Genomic DNA, 17,037 nt, shown 5'->3' with positions numbered 1-17,037 from the left:
ATTCTCGCATCGACACCATTTGCTGGAACCTGTCCTGAGTACCCGACTTCACCACTCGTCGAGCACACTCACACATAGCCGACTCTTGCGTTGCGACCTCCCGGCAGCTGAACCTAATGTAACGGACGAACCGGGCCGCGCGCGATCGGTAGTCTGGTATCCAGATGAACGTCTCTACTACGAGAAACGAAGATTTCGGGGTTCGACAGCAATGACCGGCAACCGCCAAGCACAACGCGCATTCGATGCCGGAATCCTGTCGCTCGGATTGTCCATCGAGGGGCAAGAATCCGCACGTGATCTCGACTACGCGAAACTGGCTTTTCAGCGCGCCACGGAGTGGGATCCCACGATGTGCGACGCGTGGCTCGGCCGCGCCGCCGCGGGCGAGCTCACCAAGGACGTTCTGTTCAACCTGTACAAGACCAGCGCGAGCACGCTCTACCGCGAGCAGCGCAGGCTCGGGTTGCGTCCGCGCGAACTCGCGGGCCGGTTCCTTCCCGGTCTGTACATCGACTATCCGCTGGCCAACCACACCGAGATCACGCTGGCCTGGGCGGCGCATCTGATCGCCGACAAGGAGTACGACGAGGCCGAGCGAGTGCTCGACGAGCTCGACACGTTCCGCCGCGGGCAACTGAGCAACCCCGAGGGCGAGATCGACGACCGCATCTGCGCGTATGTCCGTGGCGTGCTGCACTACAACACTCAGCGCTGGCCCGATGTGATGGCGGTGCTGGCGGGATCGGCGGAGTGGGAGGATCCGTACCTGGCGGCGGGCGCGCACGTGATGGTCGGCACCGCGTGTGCCCAGCTCGGCTTGTTCGGCGAGGCCATCCGGCGGATGCAGCAGGCCGAGGCGGGCCCGATCCCGGCGGCCCGGTCGACCGCGATGTTCTGTCGCGGCTTGTGCCTGCGGGAGTCGGGCAACGAGGACGAAGCCCAAGCCCTGTTCGAGAAGGTGTACTCGCAGGCGCCGGATTTCGAGGCGAACGCGGCCGCGATGCGCGACCGCACCTATCGGATCACCGTCACCAGCCGCGAGGTGATCGACGCGCGGACCGACAAGTGGGACCCGGCGTCCTCGCCGTCGATGGAGCAGATGGCGCAGGCCGAGAGCCAGGACCGGGCGAAGAAGATCCTGGTCGAGGCCCGTGCCGAACTGGACTCGCAGATCGGTCTCGCCTCGGTGAAAACCCAGGTGGCGAAGCTGCAGTCGTCGGCGCAGCTGGCGAAGATCCGGGCCGAGAAGGGCTTGGCGAGCCAGCCGCGCGGCCAGCACCTGGCCTTCACCGGGCCGCCCGGCACCGGTAAGACCACCATCGCCAGGGTGGTCGCGAAGATCTATTGCGGCGTCGGCCTGTTGAAGACCGACAAGGTGGTCGAGGCCAAGCGCGTCGACTTCGTCAGCCAGAATCTGGGCGGCACCGCGATCAAGACCGAGAAGCTGATCGACACCGCGATGGACGGTGTGCTGTTCATCGACGAGGCGTACACGCTGATCCAGACCGGCCTGCAAGGCGGCGACGCGTTCGGCCGTGAAGCGGTGGACACGCTGCTGGCGCGCATGGAGAACGACCGTGATCGCCTCGTGGTGATCATCGCCGGCTACGACGGCGAGATCGATCGGTTGCTCGCCGCCAACGACGGCCTGGCCTCCCGTTTTTCGAAGCGCTTGCAATTCCCGTCCTACACGCCCGACGAGCTGGGGCAGATCGGCCAGGTGATCGCCCGCAAACGCGATTCCGACCTGTCCGAAGGAGCGCTCGAGCAGCTGGTCCGGGCCTGCGAACGCCTGTACGCGATGCAGAGCACCGACCAGAGCGGTCAGCCGCGCCGCGGCGTCGATCTCGCGGGCAACGGACGGTTCGTCCGCAACGTGATCGAGGCGGCCGAGGAGGAGCGCGAATACCGCCTGGCCAACGACGAATCGCTGGACCTGACCGACATCGATGAGGCGGTGCTGCGCCGCATCGAGGCGTCGGACATGGAGCTGGCCTTGGCCGGCTTGCTCACCTCGCTGAACGTCGGCTGGACGGACTGAGTCCGAGGGCGGACCGCGCGACCGGTCCGCCGCGGCTCATTTCGTGGGCAGCGAATCGTGGCTGACCAGCGCTTCGCGCGCCGACAGCGTGGGACCGGGGACCAGCTGGCCGATGATCGCCCACGGCGCGAGGCGCGCAGAGCCGCCGAGTCCGAGCACGTTCGCGGTGGCCGCGTCCGGAATGCCGTAGCGGACGCCGGTGTCGGCGACGTAGAACAGGCTGTCGCGGCGCGGGCTGCCCGGCTCCATCCCGGTAACCTGCACGAATTCCCCTGAGCCCGGGGGGATGTAGGCCGCGTCGACCCGGTCGCCGACGCCGTCGGAGGTGGACACCTCGACGGGTTTCGCGGACTCCGCGATCGGCAGGCGAGTGCCGACCAGCAGGCTGACCGCGGCTCGCTCACCGGGGCCGTCGCCCGCGTTGTCCTCGCTCGGCCCTGGAGCGGCGCCCGGCGACTTCGCCCAGGCCACGCAGGCCACGGGCGCGTCCTCGGCGGGCAGGATTCGCGGGGTGCGCACCGGGAAGTCGTCGACCGGCAATTGCCGGACCACCGGAACCCGGTCCAGCACGTCGGGCGGCATGGTCGCGATCTCGCGCATGCCGTGCGAGTCGGCGTACCTGATCACCTGCGCGGTGAACGGCGATATCGGCTGCAAACCGTCGGCGAGCACGACATACAGCGCGGAACCGCCGTCGGAGCCCACGCCGGACACCGAGATGACGCCGCCCACCGGGATCTCCGACAGCGGGCCCGGCCCGCGCTCGCCAGCCCGTGGGATCTGCGGCGGCGTCAGCGCCGGCACCTGCGTCGTCGCGCCGAGCAGACCGGTGCCGACCGGACGCGGCCGCTGGGCGCGCAGGTCCAGCGCCCTGGCCATCACCGAGTTGGCCGGGTCCACCTCGGCGCGCTTGCCGTCGTAGACCAGGTAGGTCTTGTTGTCGCGCCGCACGAGCAGGGCCTCGTCGTGATTCGCGGTCCGGATCCGGTCCGCGAGCGCGGGGTGGCCCGCGATCACCGTCGTCGTGCCGCCGGAGGACGAGGCGGCGCTACCGCCTTCGGACAGCGCGATGGTCTCGCACAGCGACCACTCCGACTTGCTGCCCTGCGCGGAGCCGGGCAGCGCGCTCGGCGCTCCCGGAATGCCGAGCAGCGGCCCGCGCGGCAGATCGTTGAGCTTGTCGTCCTTCACCGCGTGCGGCTCCGCGTCGGCGCCCGTGATCAACCGCGCCGACGCCAGATTCAGCACCGGATGCAGCGTCTTGCCGCCGTCCTGGCCCTGCACCACCACGTACAACGCGCCGCTCTGCTTTCCCGAGACGATCACGGCGTCGCCGATCGCGCCCTGCGGACGCAGGAAGGCCAGGATCGCGGCGCCCGCCACCACGAGCACACCGAGCACCGCGCCGACGAGCAAGGAGCGGATCTGCGAACGCATCGGATCGTGCAACATGCGCACGTCGCGGCGGACCAGCGCGTGATCGAGCCTGCGCAACAGGAATCGGTATCCGTTGACCTGAGCGCGGGTGGTCAGCTGTGCCGGCACATGGTCTCCATCGAGCTATCGATCACCATTCTCTTCGACACGGTACCGTAATTCACCGACGGCCCTGAACCGATGGAATCACGACCCGATCGACGGCGGCCGTCACGAAACGAAGCGGGGACGAACAACGGTGAACGAAACGATGAACGGCGAGGCAACCAATAGTGAAATAATGGATGCGCCGCCGAGAAATCAACGCCGATCGGACTACGACACACTGCGCGATCCGGAATTCTGGTTGTTTCGCATTTTTCCGCTGCGCGTGGTCGTGCCAGTGTCGATATCGGCCGCCGCCGTCGCGTGGATCGTTCTCGCCGTCGGCGATTCGATCCGGGGCGCGATCGCCGCGGGCGCGGTGGTCGCGCTGGCCGGTCTGTTGCCGGTCGGTGGACACACGCCGGCCGAGCGCATCGGTAGCGCGATCGCACGCAGGCGCCCGGGATTGCGCCCGGCCGAACGCCTGTCGCAGGCGCCCGCGCTCGACGTGCCGCTGGCCGAGGGCGGCGCCTACGGGGTGCGCTGGGACGGCGACCTGCTGCTCACCATGCTCAGGATCGATCCGCCGCCGGACACGCTGACGCTGCTGGATCGTGGCTCGCTCAGCACCGATCAACTGCTTCCGCTGCCCGAGATCGCCCGCTGCCTCGATCAATTCGATCTGACCCTGGCGGGCATCGACGTGGTGAGCACCGGCGCGCGCACCGCGGGCACCGGCGTGGCCGCGCAACTCTACGACCGCATCCTCGGCCCGCTGCCCGCCATCGCGCACCGCACCTGCTGGCTGGTGCTGCGGATGGATCCGCTGGCCAACGCCGAGGCGGTGGACAAGCGCGGCGGCGGTGGCAGCGGCGCGCTGCGCACCGCGATCATCGCCACCCGCCGGGTCGCCAACCGGCTGGCCGCGCACGACATCGCCGTTTCCGTGCTGACCGCCACCGAGATGAACGCCGCGGTGCGTCAACTCACCCACGGCTTCGATGTCGACCAGCTCGCCGAGTCACCGAAAACGCTGGAGTACCAAGGCCGTTACCTCACCCAGTACCAGATCGCGGCCGACATGATCGGCCCGCGCGGACTGGCCGGCATCTGGGCGGTGCCCAGCTTGTCCACCACGGTGACGTTGCGCCTGCGGCCGGGAACGGGCCGCCACGACCGGCACACCGATTTCGCCGACACCGTGGTGCTCAACGCCGTCGTCCGCTTCGACACCGTCGCGCCGCCCGAGGAACCACCGCTGCCCGGTTTGCGCGAGCTGATCGGCAACCAGCTGCGAATCCTGTTGGACACCCTGCCCATCGGCTACGCGGGCCGCTGGGGCAGCGACATCGCCTATCGCGGCACCCTGGCCGCGCTGGCCGAGTTCGCGGTGCCGACAGCGGGCTGCGGCCAGCTCATCGGCGCCGACGAGCGCGGGCAGGGCATCGCGGTGCCGCTGATCGGCGAGGGCACCAGGCACCTGGAAGTGATCGGCAATCTGGATCTGGCTCAGCAGGTGATCCTGCGCGCCACCGCGCTGGGCGCCCATGCCATCGTGCACACCGCCCGGCCCGAGGCATGGCACACCATGGTGGCGAATCTCGGTGCGCCGCAAGTCCTCTCGATCGCTCCGCGGGCCGCGGGCGCCAGCTACCACCCGCCCGCTCCCCCGCCGACGCCCGCCGCTCCCTATCCGAGCACGACGGTGCTGGTGTTCGACGGTATCCCGCCGATCGCGCACGCGGGCGGCGCGACGATCGTGCACGTGCGGCGGCCGGACGATCCCGGCAGGTCGGTCGACGCCGACGTCACGCTGGTGCAGGATCCGCAGGCGCCGAACCGGATCACGGTGCGCACCGCCGCGCGCAGCGCGACCGTACTGATGGTCACCACACCGGACGAGATGCACTACATCGGCGAGTCGCTCGCGGCCCGCTGACCGCACGAAGCGGCCGGCTGGAACCCTTACCGTTCCAGCCGGCCGCCGTTCGGCGCTTCGCGCGCTCAGAAGGAGGCGAAACCGTCGCCGACCTTGCCGTCGGCCTCGATCGCGCGGTTCAGCGCGTTCTCGACCTTGACGCCGAGGTTGTCCAGCTTCTGCAGCGTGTCCTCCAGTTCGGTGGTCAGGTCGTTGTGCGCCTTGTTGAAGTTCGCGACCGCCTGCTCACCCTGCAGGTTCTCCCGGAACGACGCCGCGGCGCCGTTGAGCTCGTCGATCTGCGCCTTCATGTTGGAGCCGTACTGGTTGAGGTCACTGACCATCTCGGTGATGGCCGGGGAGTTGTACTTGATGGTCATTGTTGTCTTCCTTCTGCTGAGAGATTGGGATCCGGCCGGACGGCAGCACCGTCCAGCGGTCAGGCCAGACCCGCCTGGTCGGAGCCGACGATGGTGTTCTTGCCGGAGGTCACGGCCTGCGAGAGCCGGTCGAGCTTGCCGTTGAGCGCGGTGACCTCGTCGTGCCATTCGGCGGCGGCGGTGTTGAACTCGCGGTGGGCGTCACCCTGCCAGCCGCGCGCGACGGCCTGCACCGACTCGTCGATCTGGTTGATCGAGGTGCGCAGCGTCGAGATCGAGTCCTCCATGCGGCTGACGACGCTGTCGATGCCGCCCTCTTCGACACCGTAGGTGTTCCCCGAGCCGTCGCCGAGAGTTGTGTAAGCCATTTCGTGTGGTCCTTCCGTCAGAAGTGGTGTTGGTGCGGAGATCCGGACGATCTCACCGAGCAATGTGGCAACCGAGTCTTCTTGCGACTCGACAGCTACTGAGGCAGCCACCTCCCCCCGGGCAGCCCTTCGAGCAATGTGGCGACCGCCTGAGTCACCCGGTGGTCGGTGCCCGTCGTGACCGTCGACCAGATCTGCTGATCCGGCGCGACCATGGGGGCGACGACGATGCGGCCGCGGCCGGTGTCGTACACCGCCACCGCGCCGGGCGCCCTGCTGGTCAGCCCGTCCTGATGGGCGTAGGCCACGATCTCGGCGTAGGCACGGCAGGAGCCGAAGGCGAGTCCGAGCACGGCGGCGTCACGCTCACCGACGCCGAGGGCGTACACCGCGTCGGCGAAATCACCGGAGCCTTCGGCCGCGTCCATCCGGTCGGCCAGTTCGCCAGCGGGTGCGCTGAATCCGGTGATCTGCGCGGGTTCGCACGGTCCGAGCGCGGCCAGCAGTGGGCGAGCCAGTGACGCGTCCGAGCCGTCGGCCCAGAGGGATCGCACCTCGAAGCTGTCGCCCGAGCGCACGGCGAGCGCGTGCTGCTCGCCCCGGCGCGCCAGGCAGAAGCGACGGGCGCCGTCCTCGGCGTAGACACGGGCGACGAGCTCGCGATCCGGCTGCGCCAGCACGAACAGAGCTGCGGCCAGGCCGGATTCGACTTCGCCTTCTGCGTCGAGCAGGCCCGCGCCGACCAGGCCGGACAGCGCGCGCTCCCGTGCGGCGCGATATTCCTCGATCGAGTCCTGTTGCGGCGCCACCGAAAGCACCAGCGGCAAGGTCTGCACACCGAGCCGCTCGGCGACGACGAGCAGCGCGTCGTTCGTCAGTGACGTCACGGCGCACCTCCCGGCTCTGGACTGGTCTCCGTCTGCGCGACAGCCGCGGGTTCGGCGCCGCCGAGCACCGCGGGCGCGGCCTGGATGCCGCCCTCGAAACCGATCTGATCGCTGGTCTCCGTCGGCAGGCTGGCGCGCGGGAATCGCGCCGCATCCGGTGCGGACCCGGCCTGCCCCAATGCCCCTGGAACGAGCGGAGCCGGTTGGCCGCCCGTGTTCACCGTGGTGGCCTGCGTCGTGCGCGGAACGACGTCGGCGGCTGTGGCCGACTGCGCGTACACCGGCGCCTGATAGGCGGTGCGCACTCGCGGCATCGCCGGGATGGGCGCCGTCCCGATCGGCAGCGCACCGATCGGCGCGGCACCGCGCGGCACCGCGGCCGACTGTGCCGCCTCGGCCTGTTCGGCGGCCAGCGCCTGCTCCGGCGCCACCACGGGCGGCTCCTGGTGCTGCCACGGCAGGGCCAGCGGCTCGGTGGCCAGCTCGTAGTTCCGCATGACCCGCGAGGCCACGGCCTTCGCCGCGTCCTGGTCGGCATCCGTCTCGGCGGCGATCGCGCGGATCGGCCCACCGAGCATCCCGCCCATCGACTCCAGCATCCGCTGTAGCTGCTGCAGGTTTTCCAGGTCGGCGGTATCGGGCATGGCCAACCGGGCGATCTCGTAAGCGGTGACCTGGGCCTGGAATCGCGCGGCGTTGGCCGCCGCAGCGGCGGCGGCGTCGACCAGCCAGTCCCGCAGCGTCGAGATTTGTCGCAGCACCTCGTCGCTGCGCCCCGACTGCCAGGCTCCGCGCACGTCCGCGAGAACCTTCTCGTACTCGGCCACAGCGGCGCCGAACGACGCGGCCAGGCGCGACCACGCGGCGACGGCTTCGGCCATCGGCACGGCGCCCGGCCCGGTGGTGAGATCGCGCGCGAGCCGCTCGGGCGGGCGCGCGGTCCACACCACGCCGGTGAAACCTGGCTGCGGTGGTTCGATCATTGCTGCGGAGGACCTTTCGGTTGCGCGACGACGGTCAGGCCGACCGGCCGCCCGTGGTGTCGAAATCCGCCGTATTCGCCGATTCCATGCCGTCGAACCGGTTCGACTGCAGCCGCAAGGTGGCCGCCAGCTTGCGCAGTTCGTGCACGCCCGCCTGCGCGCCGGCCAGATACGACGACGCGACGTCGTTCGCGGTCCGCGCGGCTCGGCCGGAGACCTCGTCGGCCCCAGCGGGCACGACGGTCAGCGCCTCCTCGGTGGCGCGCAGATCCGACGCCAACCGGTCGGCCAGCGCGTCCAGCCCGGATGACGCCTTGGCCGCCGTGACCGAGTCGAAACGCACGCTGTGGTACACCTGACCCCGCCCGTCACTCATAAGACCCTCCTGTGTACTGCTCGGCACTCGCGTCAGAGCGTGAGTTCCTTGTCCGGCGGTGGTTCCGATGTCGTGTCGGCCGCGCCGACCACCGGCAGCGAGACCCCTTCGATCCGGCCGACCACTTCGTCGCCGTGCTGGCCGGTGACCATCTGGCCGCGCAGCGCGTCGGTGGTCGATTCGCCGTCGCGGGCCAGACCCGCGCCCGCCATGCCCGCACCGCCCATCGGCACATATCCCGTCCCGGTACCGGTCCCCGCCGCGGTGGTTCCCGCGACGGTGGCGGACGACGCTCCCGCTCCGGTACCGGCGGCGGTGGCGGCGCCGATGTTGCCGAGCGATCCACCGGCCACGCGGGTCCCCGGCCACGGGTTCAGCGGTGCGGCGGCCGCGGCGATCGCGCCGGGGAAGCCACCGCCGATGCCACCGGCACCGCCCGCGCCACCGGCGTGCTCGCCTTCCTTGCCATCCCCGGGTGCGTCCTCGGCTTCGTGCGCGCCGGGCGCGCTGATCGATTTCGGCGCCAGCAGCGAAGGATTGGCCGCCGCCAACTGTCCGAGCGACTGCGCCACCTGACCGGCCGTGCTGATCAGCGGCGTGATCATGCTCATCAACTGGGTGAGCTGTTCGGCCGACTTCACGCCCGTAGGCGCGTTCGTGATCGGGACCTTCTGACCTGCCTGCGTCATGCTCGCGCTGTGACCGACCAGCTCGGCTTTCGTCTTGGCCGTGATCGCCAGCGCCTCGGTGGTCGCCTCGATCGCGGAGGCGACCAGGAAGCCCTGTCCCCCCGGCGAGGCCGCCAGCAGGGGCGCGAAGGCCATGGTGGTGGAGAACTTCGCCAGCACCGCCGCCATCAAGCCGGCGCCGGTGAAGACGCTGCCCGCCGCGTTGCCGAGCACCGCCTTCTCCTGCGTGCTCTGCGCCGCCAGCTCACCCGCGTCGGTCTGCGCCTCGCCGGCCTTCTTCGCGGCCTCCATCGCGGCCATGCCCTGCCATACCGACATCAGGGTCTGCACCAGGGAGGAACCGACCTGCATCACCGTCTGCATCACGGTGGACACGTTCTGCAACAACTGAGTCGGGTCCACCGGGGGAGCCTGCCCCGCGGCGGGAGCACCGGCCTGCGCCGGCGCGGACGCGGCGAGCTGACCGGTGCCGAACGCGGAGGCGAGATCGGTCAGCGGGCGCATGAGCGCGCCCAGATCGATCGTCGGCAGCGGCGGCAGCTCCGGCAGGTGCACGAAGGCGGGCAGCTCCGGCAGATTCGGTAATCCCATGCTGCGCAGGACATCGTTCACCGGCAGGTCGAGCATGGGCGCGAGAGCGCTGCCCCGCAGCAATTCCAGGACCGTGGGATCCAGCGGATCGGCGCCAGGCGGCGGAACGGCTCCCGGCGTGGTCATGACCGCGCGCGGATCGCTCCGATGGCCGCGCCCGAGGCGGTGTCCGTGCCCTCGTAGGTGGCGGCGGCCTGATGCGCCGTCAGCGCGGTGCCCGCGTGCACGGCGGCGAGCTGCGCCACCGACGACAGGTGATTGGCCTGGGCGAAGGCGTACGAGACGAGGAACTCCTGGCCGATCAGGCCGAACACCGGGACCACCGCGGCGACCGTCGCGGCTTGGTCGGTCGCGGCGATCGCTCCCACTCCGGCGGCCATGGCCGCCGATTCGCTTCCGTACACACGCAGCGCATCCGGGACTACTTCAATGTGACTCATGATCATCGTCCAATCCCGAAACATCCCCCGACGTTTCGTATTCAACTCTACCCAGCGCGGACCGCTTATCGCGATCCCATAGTGGTTAACATCCGGTGACTACCCGGTGGCCTCCTCATTGAATGCGGTGATAAGCGCGCCGCGTTGCGCAAAAGCCTTGTGCGCGGCCGCTCGCGCGGTATCGACGACCGTTTTCTCGAACTCCTCCGGCGAAAGTTTCGACAACGCGGCGGAAAAGCTCAGTCCGACCAACGCGGCGTTACCGTCCACTTCCGCGGTCACCGCGCCGTCGGGCGATGTCTCGGCTACCCGGATCCCGTTCACGGCGTCATGGAGATCGGTGAGCCGGTAGAGCTGATTGCGCACCCGAGCGATGAGCTCGTCCATTGTTTCGACCATGCCGACCTCACGAATTCCACTGCCGCTCAGACCGATCGCAGCCAGCTCTGCGGTTCGGTGTCGTACTCCTGCTCGTCGATGAGCTCCTGCGTCGCCACCTGCTGTTCGGTGGGCAGTCCGGTCAGCGCCAGCATCTCCGCGGTGAATCCCAGTTGCCGCAATTGCGCCCGCCGCGCCAGACCCGCGCGGTTCGCCGCCTGTCTGCACAATCGCAGCACCTCGCCCGCCAGTGCTTCCGGGTCGCGGCGCAGTTGATCGGCGTCGACCTTGATCCCTAGCGGCAGACCCGTTTCGGTGGTGCGCACGGAAATCGAGCCGGTGAGCGAAGTGGCCACGAATTCCGTCGGGAATTCTTCGATCGGGCCCGGCGTGGTCATCCGATACCTCCTCCGGTCGAAATGGCATCGCGCATACGTCGATCACATCCGCTCGTCTTTGATGGTTTGGACGACTTCGGCGATCCGCGCGTTGATCAATTCGGTCAGCCGCCGCACGTCCGCCGCGACGACCGTCGGCGGATTGCCCGGCACGATCGCATAGCGCCCGTCGTCGACCAGATCGCGCCAGGCCAGATCCACTCGGGCGATACCGCGCGGACCGAAGCGCGAATGCCCCTGCTCCACCACGATGGTGCCCACCGTGGCGGCGGGCGCGCGATCGAAGGACTCGCTGCGGCTCGCCGCGCGGTCTTCGACGTCGTGCACCAGGGATCGGCCATAGGAGTGGTCGAGGCCGTCGCCGTCGGGCTCGATGAGATCGAAGGCGCGCCCGCGCCCGGCATCGACCTTCGGCAGCGCGGCCGCCACGGCGTGGCCGAGCGACAGCGCGTCGTGTTCGGCGACGGTGAATCCCCCCGTCGGCCGTTCCGCTCCCGGTTTCTGGGTCACCAGGAACGCCCGGTCGCCCTTCCGGCTGGCGAGCATGCGGATCTTACCCTTCGGATTCCGCGCGTCCCTGCCGTCGATCCCACGGATCACCAGCCGGATGTCGGGAACCATGAGCACGTCCATCAACTCGTCCAGCGCACGGCCCCATCGGGTTCGGATGCGCTGCCACGCTTCGTCTTTCTGCCTGCGCGCGTCGTCGTAGTAGGTCGTGCCGCTGAGGTAGAAGAACGGGTCGGGCAGGCTCTCCTTCGCCGCGTGCCAGGCCGCGGCGAATTCGAGACCGGAGAACTCCCACGTGTCGTTCATTGCTCGACAACAGGTTTCGCTACCACGGGCGCCTCACCCAGCGCCTCTTCCAGATGCTCGGTGGAATCGAGATAGTCGGCGCGCTTGTGCTCCTTCTGCTGTCCGCCCTGGGCGGCGCCGGGGCCGCCCATCGGCATGCCGGGGCCGCCCATCATGCCCTGGCCCGCCGCGAGACCGGCGCGCCCGGTGGCGGCCGCGGTGACGGCGTTCGACGCTGCCCGCGGGAACAACTTCGACGCCTTCTCCAAGTTCTGGTTCGCCGCCGATTTCGGTGCGCCGGGACCGCCTGAACCACCGGGGCCGCCCGCGCCCTTCGCCAGCGCCGACTCGAGTTTCTTCGTCGCGTCGGACAGATTCGGCATCCCGGGCAAGCCGGCCAGCGCGGCCTGCTGCGCGGCTTGCTGGGCCGCCTGTTGCGCGGCGCTTGCCGCCTGCTGACCGATCTGCTGCGCCTGTTGCGCGATCTGCTGAGCGGCCTGCTGCGCCTGTTGCGCCAGCTGCTGCGCGGCCTGCTGCGCGGCCTGCTGGGCGGCTTGCTGCGCGGCCTGCTGTTGCTGCTGTTGCTGCTGGCGCTGTTGCTGTTGCTGCTGTTCAGCGGCGCGACGCTGGGCGTCCAGTTGCGCCTGACGCTGTGCGTCTTCCAACGCTTTGCGCTGCTGTTCGGCCTGCCGCTGGGCGTTCTGCATCGCCCGTAATTGCGCAGGGCTGGTTCCCGGCCCCGGCGCGGCGCCCGGTCCGGGACCGCCGGGGCCAGGCCCTGGTCCCGGCACCTGGCCGGTGGTCGGCGGAATCGGATCCGGCAGCACCGCGATGACCTTGTCGGTCTCCTCTACGCCGGGAACATATGCCGCTTGCATCGCTCGCACGTAATTGCGAACCGCGGCTTCTTCCTTCCGCTGCCGGTAGGCCTCGTCGGTCTCCCCCGTAGTTCGTGCGGGCGGATAGTCGTCACCCTGCTGGAGCAGCACTCCGGTGGTGTACAGCCATTCCGACACGTATTCCAGGCTGTCGCCGATGAGCTTCATATTCGTATTCAGCTGATCGGTTCCGGCGCCATAGGCGGTGATCGCTTGGCGGGCCCGGTCGGCGCCCCCATTGTTGTTCGGACTGGTCCAGCTCGCCCTGCTGGTCGTCATCTGATTGGTGAGGATGTCGAACGTTTCCTTCAATTCCCCGGCCAGCCACCGCCAATCCGACGCGGCTTGCGCGACCTTGATCGGCATACTCGGACTGCCGCCGGTGATCGAGGAAATGATCGTCTGGTACTGGGAATAGGTGAAGTTCTCCGGGTCATCCGCATGCACACCCCGGGGCTCGAATTTCACCTCGCCGGGGTCGGCCAGACCGGCCGGCAATCCGTGGTTTTCCTCGGGCTTGCGTTTGCCGACCTCGTTCCAGTCCGGATGCGCGTAAGTGTTGCCGCTGCCGTCGCCCGCCGTGGTCAAACCGGCCGGATCCCAACGCTTCGAGAGATTTTCGGTGATCCCTTTGTGTTCACTCACTCGGCGCTCGAGCGTGGCGAAATCGACCCGGTTGTCCTCCTCGGTACCCCGGTAGTGCCTGGCCGCTGCGAAGAAAGTATCGGTCAGATCATCGAGGATGGTGATGTGGTCGTCCAGAATGCTGCCCAGCTCTTTTCCCTTTTCCGAGAAGCGGGAGGCGAGCGCCTCGGCCGAGAGCAACAGATCGGCGAACGGCGGAAGGGAATCGATCTTCGACAGTTCCTTCTTGACCGACGCGATGCGGACGCGGACGCCGTTCGCCGCGTTGATCAGAGCTTCGAGCGCTCCCGGGCGCAGCTCCAAGGTGCCGTTCTGCGCCTCGCGCGACAGGCCGCTCCATGGATTCGGCTGCTCAGACATGCCACGCTCCTTCCGTCCCTCCGATTCGGAAGCTCGCCGCCGGTGTTGTCACCGCTGGGAAGAGCGCCGAGTGAGCACAGGCGGCCAGGCGAGATACGATGCCGCAGTCCGATCCCGGAGCCCATGACTCCGACCCGCACAACTGCATACCTCCCCGACGTGGGCGTCGACGATGGGCGCGCCACGGCGCGGTGACCCGTTCGCCCCCGCGTACGGGATCACGCTCCTGCGCCCGGCAACTCATACGCTGACGACCCTCCTCATCGCTGGCGTGCCGCGAACGGCTGTGCGCCACAGGTCAATCTGGCAGCCGGTTCTTACGGCAAGCCGAATATTGTCTTACGACGCACCAACGATTCTATGGTGAGTCGGGTTGCCTGCGCATGTACAGCCCCGAATCCCGGTGGCTCCCGCCACGCCCCGAGCCAGCCGGATTACGCTGCGGCACAGCAGGAAAGCGGAGGTCAGGACGCGCCGACCGGGCCGTGCCGGTCCCGGAACCGCCGCTCGAACTCCGCTTGGTAGACCGACGGCGCCACCGAGGACGAAGACCGTTCCAGCACACCGTCGTCGGCGACGTAGTAGATCGCCCGGCCGATCGCGATCTCACCCGGCTCGACCGGGAGGTACACCATCCAGCCGACGCTGATCCGGTCGGCGCGCAGGTCGTCCAGCGGATAGTTCGCGAGGTCGGCGCCGCTGTCCCGGAGGAACCGCTCCACCCGGGCGAGCGCGTCCGCCCGCGACATCGGCTCCGGCGCGGTCATGGTCACCCCGGCCATGGTGAGCTGGAAGAGGGCGCCGTCCACGTCGAATCGTTCGTCGTCGAAGACACCGGCGAGCGCGTCCCGCGTGACGCCACCGGTTTCCGCCGCGGACACCAGCGCGCCGACGGCCGCGCGCCGCTCGTTCGCGTCGTCGCCGAGCAGGCCGCCGACGATGTCCACGACGGTCTCCGAACTCCACACGCCCGGCATCGCCTCGGCGAACCGGGCCGGCGCCGGTGACTCACCGCGGTACCAGCGGCTGTTCTCCCACCAGTAGCAGAACGTCAGCAGACCGCTGGTGCAGCGGTGGTTCAGCACCTGCCCCGCCACCCATTCCGGCGCGCCCGCGTACAGGTCGGGCAGCCGGACGCCGTCGTTGTAGGCCGCGGCCAGTTCCGGGGCGTTCCACACCCCGCCGGAGAGCACGGCACGCCCGCCCGGCAGCGCGTACAGCGAACAACCGCTTCGCTTGGCTCCCTCGAACCAGCTCACGGAGGGCAACAACCGTGGTCCCCAGGGTGATTCGGCCGCGACGAACGCCGCGGCGAGCACGGCCCAGCGGGCGGCCATGAGCGGGAACGGCGGCAACTCGTCCTCGGACGCGACGGCGCGCACGCCCGCCTCTCGGTCCGCCCGCGCCTGTGCCGCCGCCACCCGCGGCGGCCGCGCCTGACGATCACCGTGTCCGAGGTAGGCGCCGAGCCAGACCGGCAGCGAATCCCGTGGAAAAGCCGCCAGATCCGCGAGGTAGACCTCCGGCGGGAACAGCTGGTCGTCCGGGAACGGCTCGTCGCCGTAGTCGTAGTCGACCTCCATCCGGCCATCGCTGGTCAGCGTGAAGAGCAAACGCCACCACGGTCCGTCCTCGAGCCCCGCCGCCAGCTGCCGATGCTCCCGGACCAGCGCCACGACCTCGGGATCGGGAGTCACCCGTGCGGTGCGCTCCTGATCGTCGGAGTAGACGGCCAGCGCGATCTCCGCGGCCACCGTCAGAGCGAACACCGCGTCGACCCGCTGCCAGCCCGCCGGGCCGCCCGCGGCGAGCTCGCGGGCGACCTGGTGCATGAGCGTCTTGGCGCGCTCGGCGACATCCTCGACCGGCGCCGCTTCGGACAAGGTGAAGCCGACATCGGGCTCCTGCGCTGGCTGCTGAGCTGCCGCTTCGGCCCCGTGCGCCGCGCTGCCGGTCGGTGTCTCGGCGACACCTCGTTCGTCGCCGGTGGCCGGGCCGCCTGATCTGGTCACGTCGTGGAAATCCCCTCGTCCACCGCATCGGAGCGGGCGTGCACGCCACGATGCCTGTTGTCGTTCATTCGCACGGCGCCGGTTCGCACGCGGCGCTCGTCACGGTTCCTGCCGCAGGCCCAGCAGCGGCAGGTCCAGCTTGCGGTTCGCCGAACGTTCGTTCCACGCCGCATAGGCCAAGGCGGTGGGGGCGGCGATGCCGAACCCGTCGCGCAACCCGGTGACGACCATGTCGGCCAGCCGCCGGTATTCGGTCGTCGGACTCGGCCAAGCGAGCTCGATCCACCAATTGCTGTGGCTCGCATCGCGTTCGTGCCAACCCGATTCGGCGATCAGCGCGCGTCGCTCGGCGCCCGCTTGCAAGGCGGGGTCGAGCCACTCGTCGTCGACCAGTTCGGCCGACAGCGCATCGTCGAGCTGGAGGAACTGGGCGTATCGCCGTCGCGGTCCGGCATCGGACTCCACCAGCTTCACAATGGAACCGGCGCGCAGCGCGGCCAGTTCCGCGGCCAAACCGGCGGCGAAGTCTCCCCACCCGGTCAACTCTGCTCCTGCCCCTCCAGCTCGATGGCCTGATCGTGCAGTTCGAGCCAGGAATTGGCGGTGCGGGACAGCTGGACCGAGCGGCCCAGGTCCGCCACCACCAGCGTGGTTTCCGGACCCGCCCACCGGACCTCGGCGGTGGCGCCGGGGACCCTGGCGGTCGGTTCGCCGAGCGCGCCGGTGAGCGCCGCGACCATCGCCGCGAACGCGTCTCTCGACCGGGCCCTTCCGTCCGCGTCGTCCGGGGCGAAATCGGTGACGCGCAGTTTGATGTCCACGATCAGGCCGTCCCGGCCGTGGATCTTGCCGCTGGCCATCCCGAAACCGGCGTCCAGCATCGCCCGGTCCGGGTGAGCGGTCAGTACTTTCCAGCCGAACGTCTCGGCCAGCCGCGGTATCGCGTCCATCGGCTGGGGATCGTCGAGCGACCGCAAGGCTGTGGCCAGGTCGACGATCTCGCCGTCGGTCAACGCGCGCCACTCGGTCATGTGCCCACCTTAGGTCGTGACATCGGCGCTCACCGGGCCGACCGGCGACGATTGATCTCCTCGATCTTGCGGGCCAGCGCCTCCTTGCGCTCGCGGGCGTTGGAGCCGTCGAGCTGGCCCGCGAACGCCGAGCGGGCCGCGTCGACCAGCGCGTCCGGCACCTCGGGATACGCTCGGGCGATCGCCCACAGGGCGTCCTCGGTCTTCATGTCGAGGCCGGTCTCCGTGCGGATGCCGCCGCCGGTCAGCACGGAGCGGAGCATCTCGTCGAAATTCTCCCGCAGTTCGTCATCGGTCGGATGGTCGATCCGCATGATTGCTCCTCACGTCGATGGTTACCTTG

General features: G+C 69.3%; 18 protein-coding genes. 2 read left to right on the top strand and 16 right to left on the bottom strand.

Translation table 11 applies throughout. The features are described from left to right. The first annotated feature begins 211 nt into the window (after positions 1–211). Complete coding sequence (eccA, locus tag ACWDMM_RS19255; protein WP_195080624.1) at positions 212–2,044, top strand: type VII secretion AAA-ATPase EccA; 1,833 nt, start codon at positions 212–214, stop codon at positions 2,042–2,044. Positions 2,045–2,080: 36 nt separating this feature from the next. On the opposite strand, the gene eccB is transcribed toward eccA, so the two are convergent. Next, a complete protein-coding gene (gene eccB, locus ACWDMM_RS19250) occupies positions 2,081–3,589 on the bottom strand; it encodes a type VII secretion protein EccB (protein ID WP_449938682.1) in 1,509 nt (502 codons plus the stop codon). A 130-nt stretch (positions 3,590–3,719) separates the two neighbouring features. Here eccB and eccE point away from each other — a divergent pair, with 130 nt between their 5' ends. Next, positions 3,720–5,504 (top strand): type VII secretion protein EccE, encoded by a 1,785-nt coding sequence (eccE, locus tag ACWDMM_RS19245; RefSeq protein ID WP_449938679.1) that lies wholly within the window; start codon positions 3,720–3,722, stop codon positions 5,502–5,504. A 65-nt stretch (positions 5,505–5,569) separates the two neighbouring features. Here eccE and ACWDMM_RS19240 read toward each other — a convergent pair whose 3' ends face one another. The 15 genes from ACWDMM_RS19240 to ACWDMM_RS19170 all read right to left on the bottom strand — a co-directional run bounded on the left by ACWDMM_RS19240 (position 5,570) and on the right by ACWDMM_RS19170 (position 17,008). Then, entirely contained in the window at positions 5,570–5,863 is a 294-nt protein-coding gene (locus ACWDMM_RS19240) for a WXG100 family type VII secretion target (protein WP_195080405.1), read from the bottom strand. A 59-nt stretch (positions 5,864–5,922) separates the two neighbouring features. Continuing rightward, a complete protein-coding gene (locus ACWDMM_RS19235; protein ID WP_195080404.1) occupies positions 5,923–6,231 on the bottom strand; it encodes a WXG100 family type VII secretion target in 309 nt (102 codons plus the stop codon). Between the two features lie 95 nt (positions 6,232–6,326). Beyond that, positions 6,327–7,118 (bottom strand): ESX secretion-associated protein EspG, encoded by a 792-nt coding sequence (locus tag ACWDMM_RS19230; protein ID WP_357106603.1) that lies wholly within the window; start codon positions 7,116–7,118, stop codon positions 6,327–6,329. Then, on the bottom strand, positions 7,115–8,101 hold the full coding sequence (locus tag ACWDMM_RS19225) for a PPE domain-containing protein (protein WP_195080402.1): 987 nt from the start codon (positions 8,099–8,101) through the stop codon (positions 7,115–7,117). The genes ACWDMM_RS19230 and ACWDMM_RS19225 overlap by 4 nt, the downstream gene beginning before the upstream one ends. 34 nt (positions 8,102–8,135) lie before the next feature. Beyond that, entirely contained in the window at positions 8,136–8,477 is a 342-nt protein-coding gene (locus ACWDMM_RS19220) for a PE family protein (RefSeq protein WP_449938674.1), read from the bottom strand. A gap of 32 nt (positions 8,478–8,509) precedes the next feature. Continuing rightward, on the bottom strand, positions 8,510–9,883 hold the full coding sequence (locus tag ACWDMM_RS19215) for a hypothetical protein (RefSeq protein ID WP_449938672.1): 1,374 nt from the start codon (positions 9,881–9,883) through the stop codon (positions 8,510–8,512). Next, complete coding sequence (locus ACWDMM_RS19210; RefSeq protein WP_195080400.1) at positions 9,880–10,197, bottom strand: type VII secretion target; 318 nt, start codon at positions 10,195–10,197, stop codon at positions 9,880–9,882. The genes ACWDMM_RS19215 and ACWDMM_RS19210 overlap by 4 nt, the downstream gene beginning before the upstream one ends. A 99-nt stretch (positions 10,198–10,296) precedes the next feature. Beyond that, the gene (locus ACWDMM_RS19205; RefSeq protein WP_357106613.1) at positions 10,297–10,584 is read right to left on the bottom strand and encodes a YbaB/EbfC family nucleoid-associated protein; all 288 of its coding nucleotides are present in this window, start codon (positions 10,582–10,584) and stop codon (positions 10,297–10,299) included. Between the two features lie 38 nt (positions 10,585–10,622). Continuing rightward, complete coding sequence (locus ACWDMM_RS19200) at positions 10,623–10,973, bottom strand: hypothetical protein (RefSeq protein ID WP_357106616.1); 351 nt, start codon at positions 10,971–10,973, stop codon at positions 10,623–10,625. A 42-nt stretch (positions 10,974–11,015) separates the two neighbouring features. Next, complete coding sequence (locus ACWDMM_RS19195) at positions 11,016–11,789, bottom strand: ESX secretion-associated protein EspG (protein WP_449938669.1); 774 nt, start codon at positions 11,787–11,789, stop codon at positions 11,016–11,018. Then, a complete protein-coding gene (locus tag ACWDMM_RS19190) occupies positions 11,786–13,651 on the bottom strand; it encodes a hypothetical protein (protein WP_449938667.1) in 1,866 nt (621 codons plus the stop codon). The genes ACWDMM_RS19195 and ACWDMM_RS19190 overlap by 4 nt, the downstream gene beginning before the upstream one ends. Before the next feature lie 464 nt (positions 13,652–14,115). Then, positions 14,116–15,663, bottom strand: a complete 1,548-nt coding sequence (locus tag ACWDMM_RS19185) for a hypothetical protein (protein ID WP_449938665.1) — start codon at positions 15,661–15,663, stop codon at positions 14,116–14,118. 99 nt (positions 15,664–15,762) lie between these two features. Then, positions 15,763–16,206, bottom strand: a complete 444-nt coding sequence (locus ACWDMM_RS19180) for a TY-Chap domain-containing protein (protein ID WP_195080395.1) — start codon at positions 16,204–16,206, stop codon at positions 15,763–15,765. Further along, positions 16,203–16,694, bottom strand: a complete 492-nt coding sequence (locus ACWDMM_RS19175; RefSeq protein WP_357106628.1) for a DUF6301 family protein — start codon at positions 16,692–16,694, stop codon at positions 16,203–16,205. Before ACWDMM_RS19175 ends, ACWDMM_RS19180 begins: the two co-directional genes overlap by 4 nt. 29 nt (positions 16,695–16,723) lie before the next feature. Beyond that, entirely contained in the window at positions 16,724–17,008 is a 285-nt protein-coding gene (locus tag ACWDMM_RS19170) for a hypothetical protein (RefSeq protein WP_195080393.1), read from the bottom strand. Between the last annotated feature and the right edge of the window lie 29 nt (positions 17,009–17,037).

The sequence above is a fragment of the Nocardia sp. NPDC003726 genome (assembly GCF_053586955.1).
Note: the sequence above shows the minus strand (reverse complement) of the source record. Positions and strands in the feature narration are given on the sequence as shown.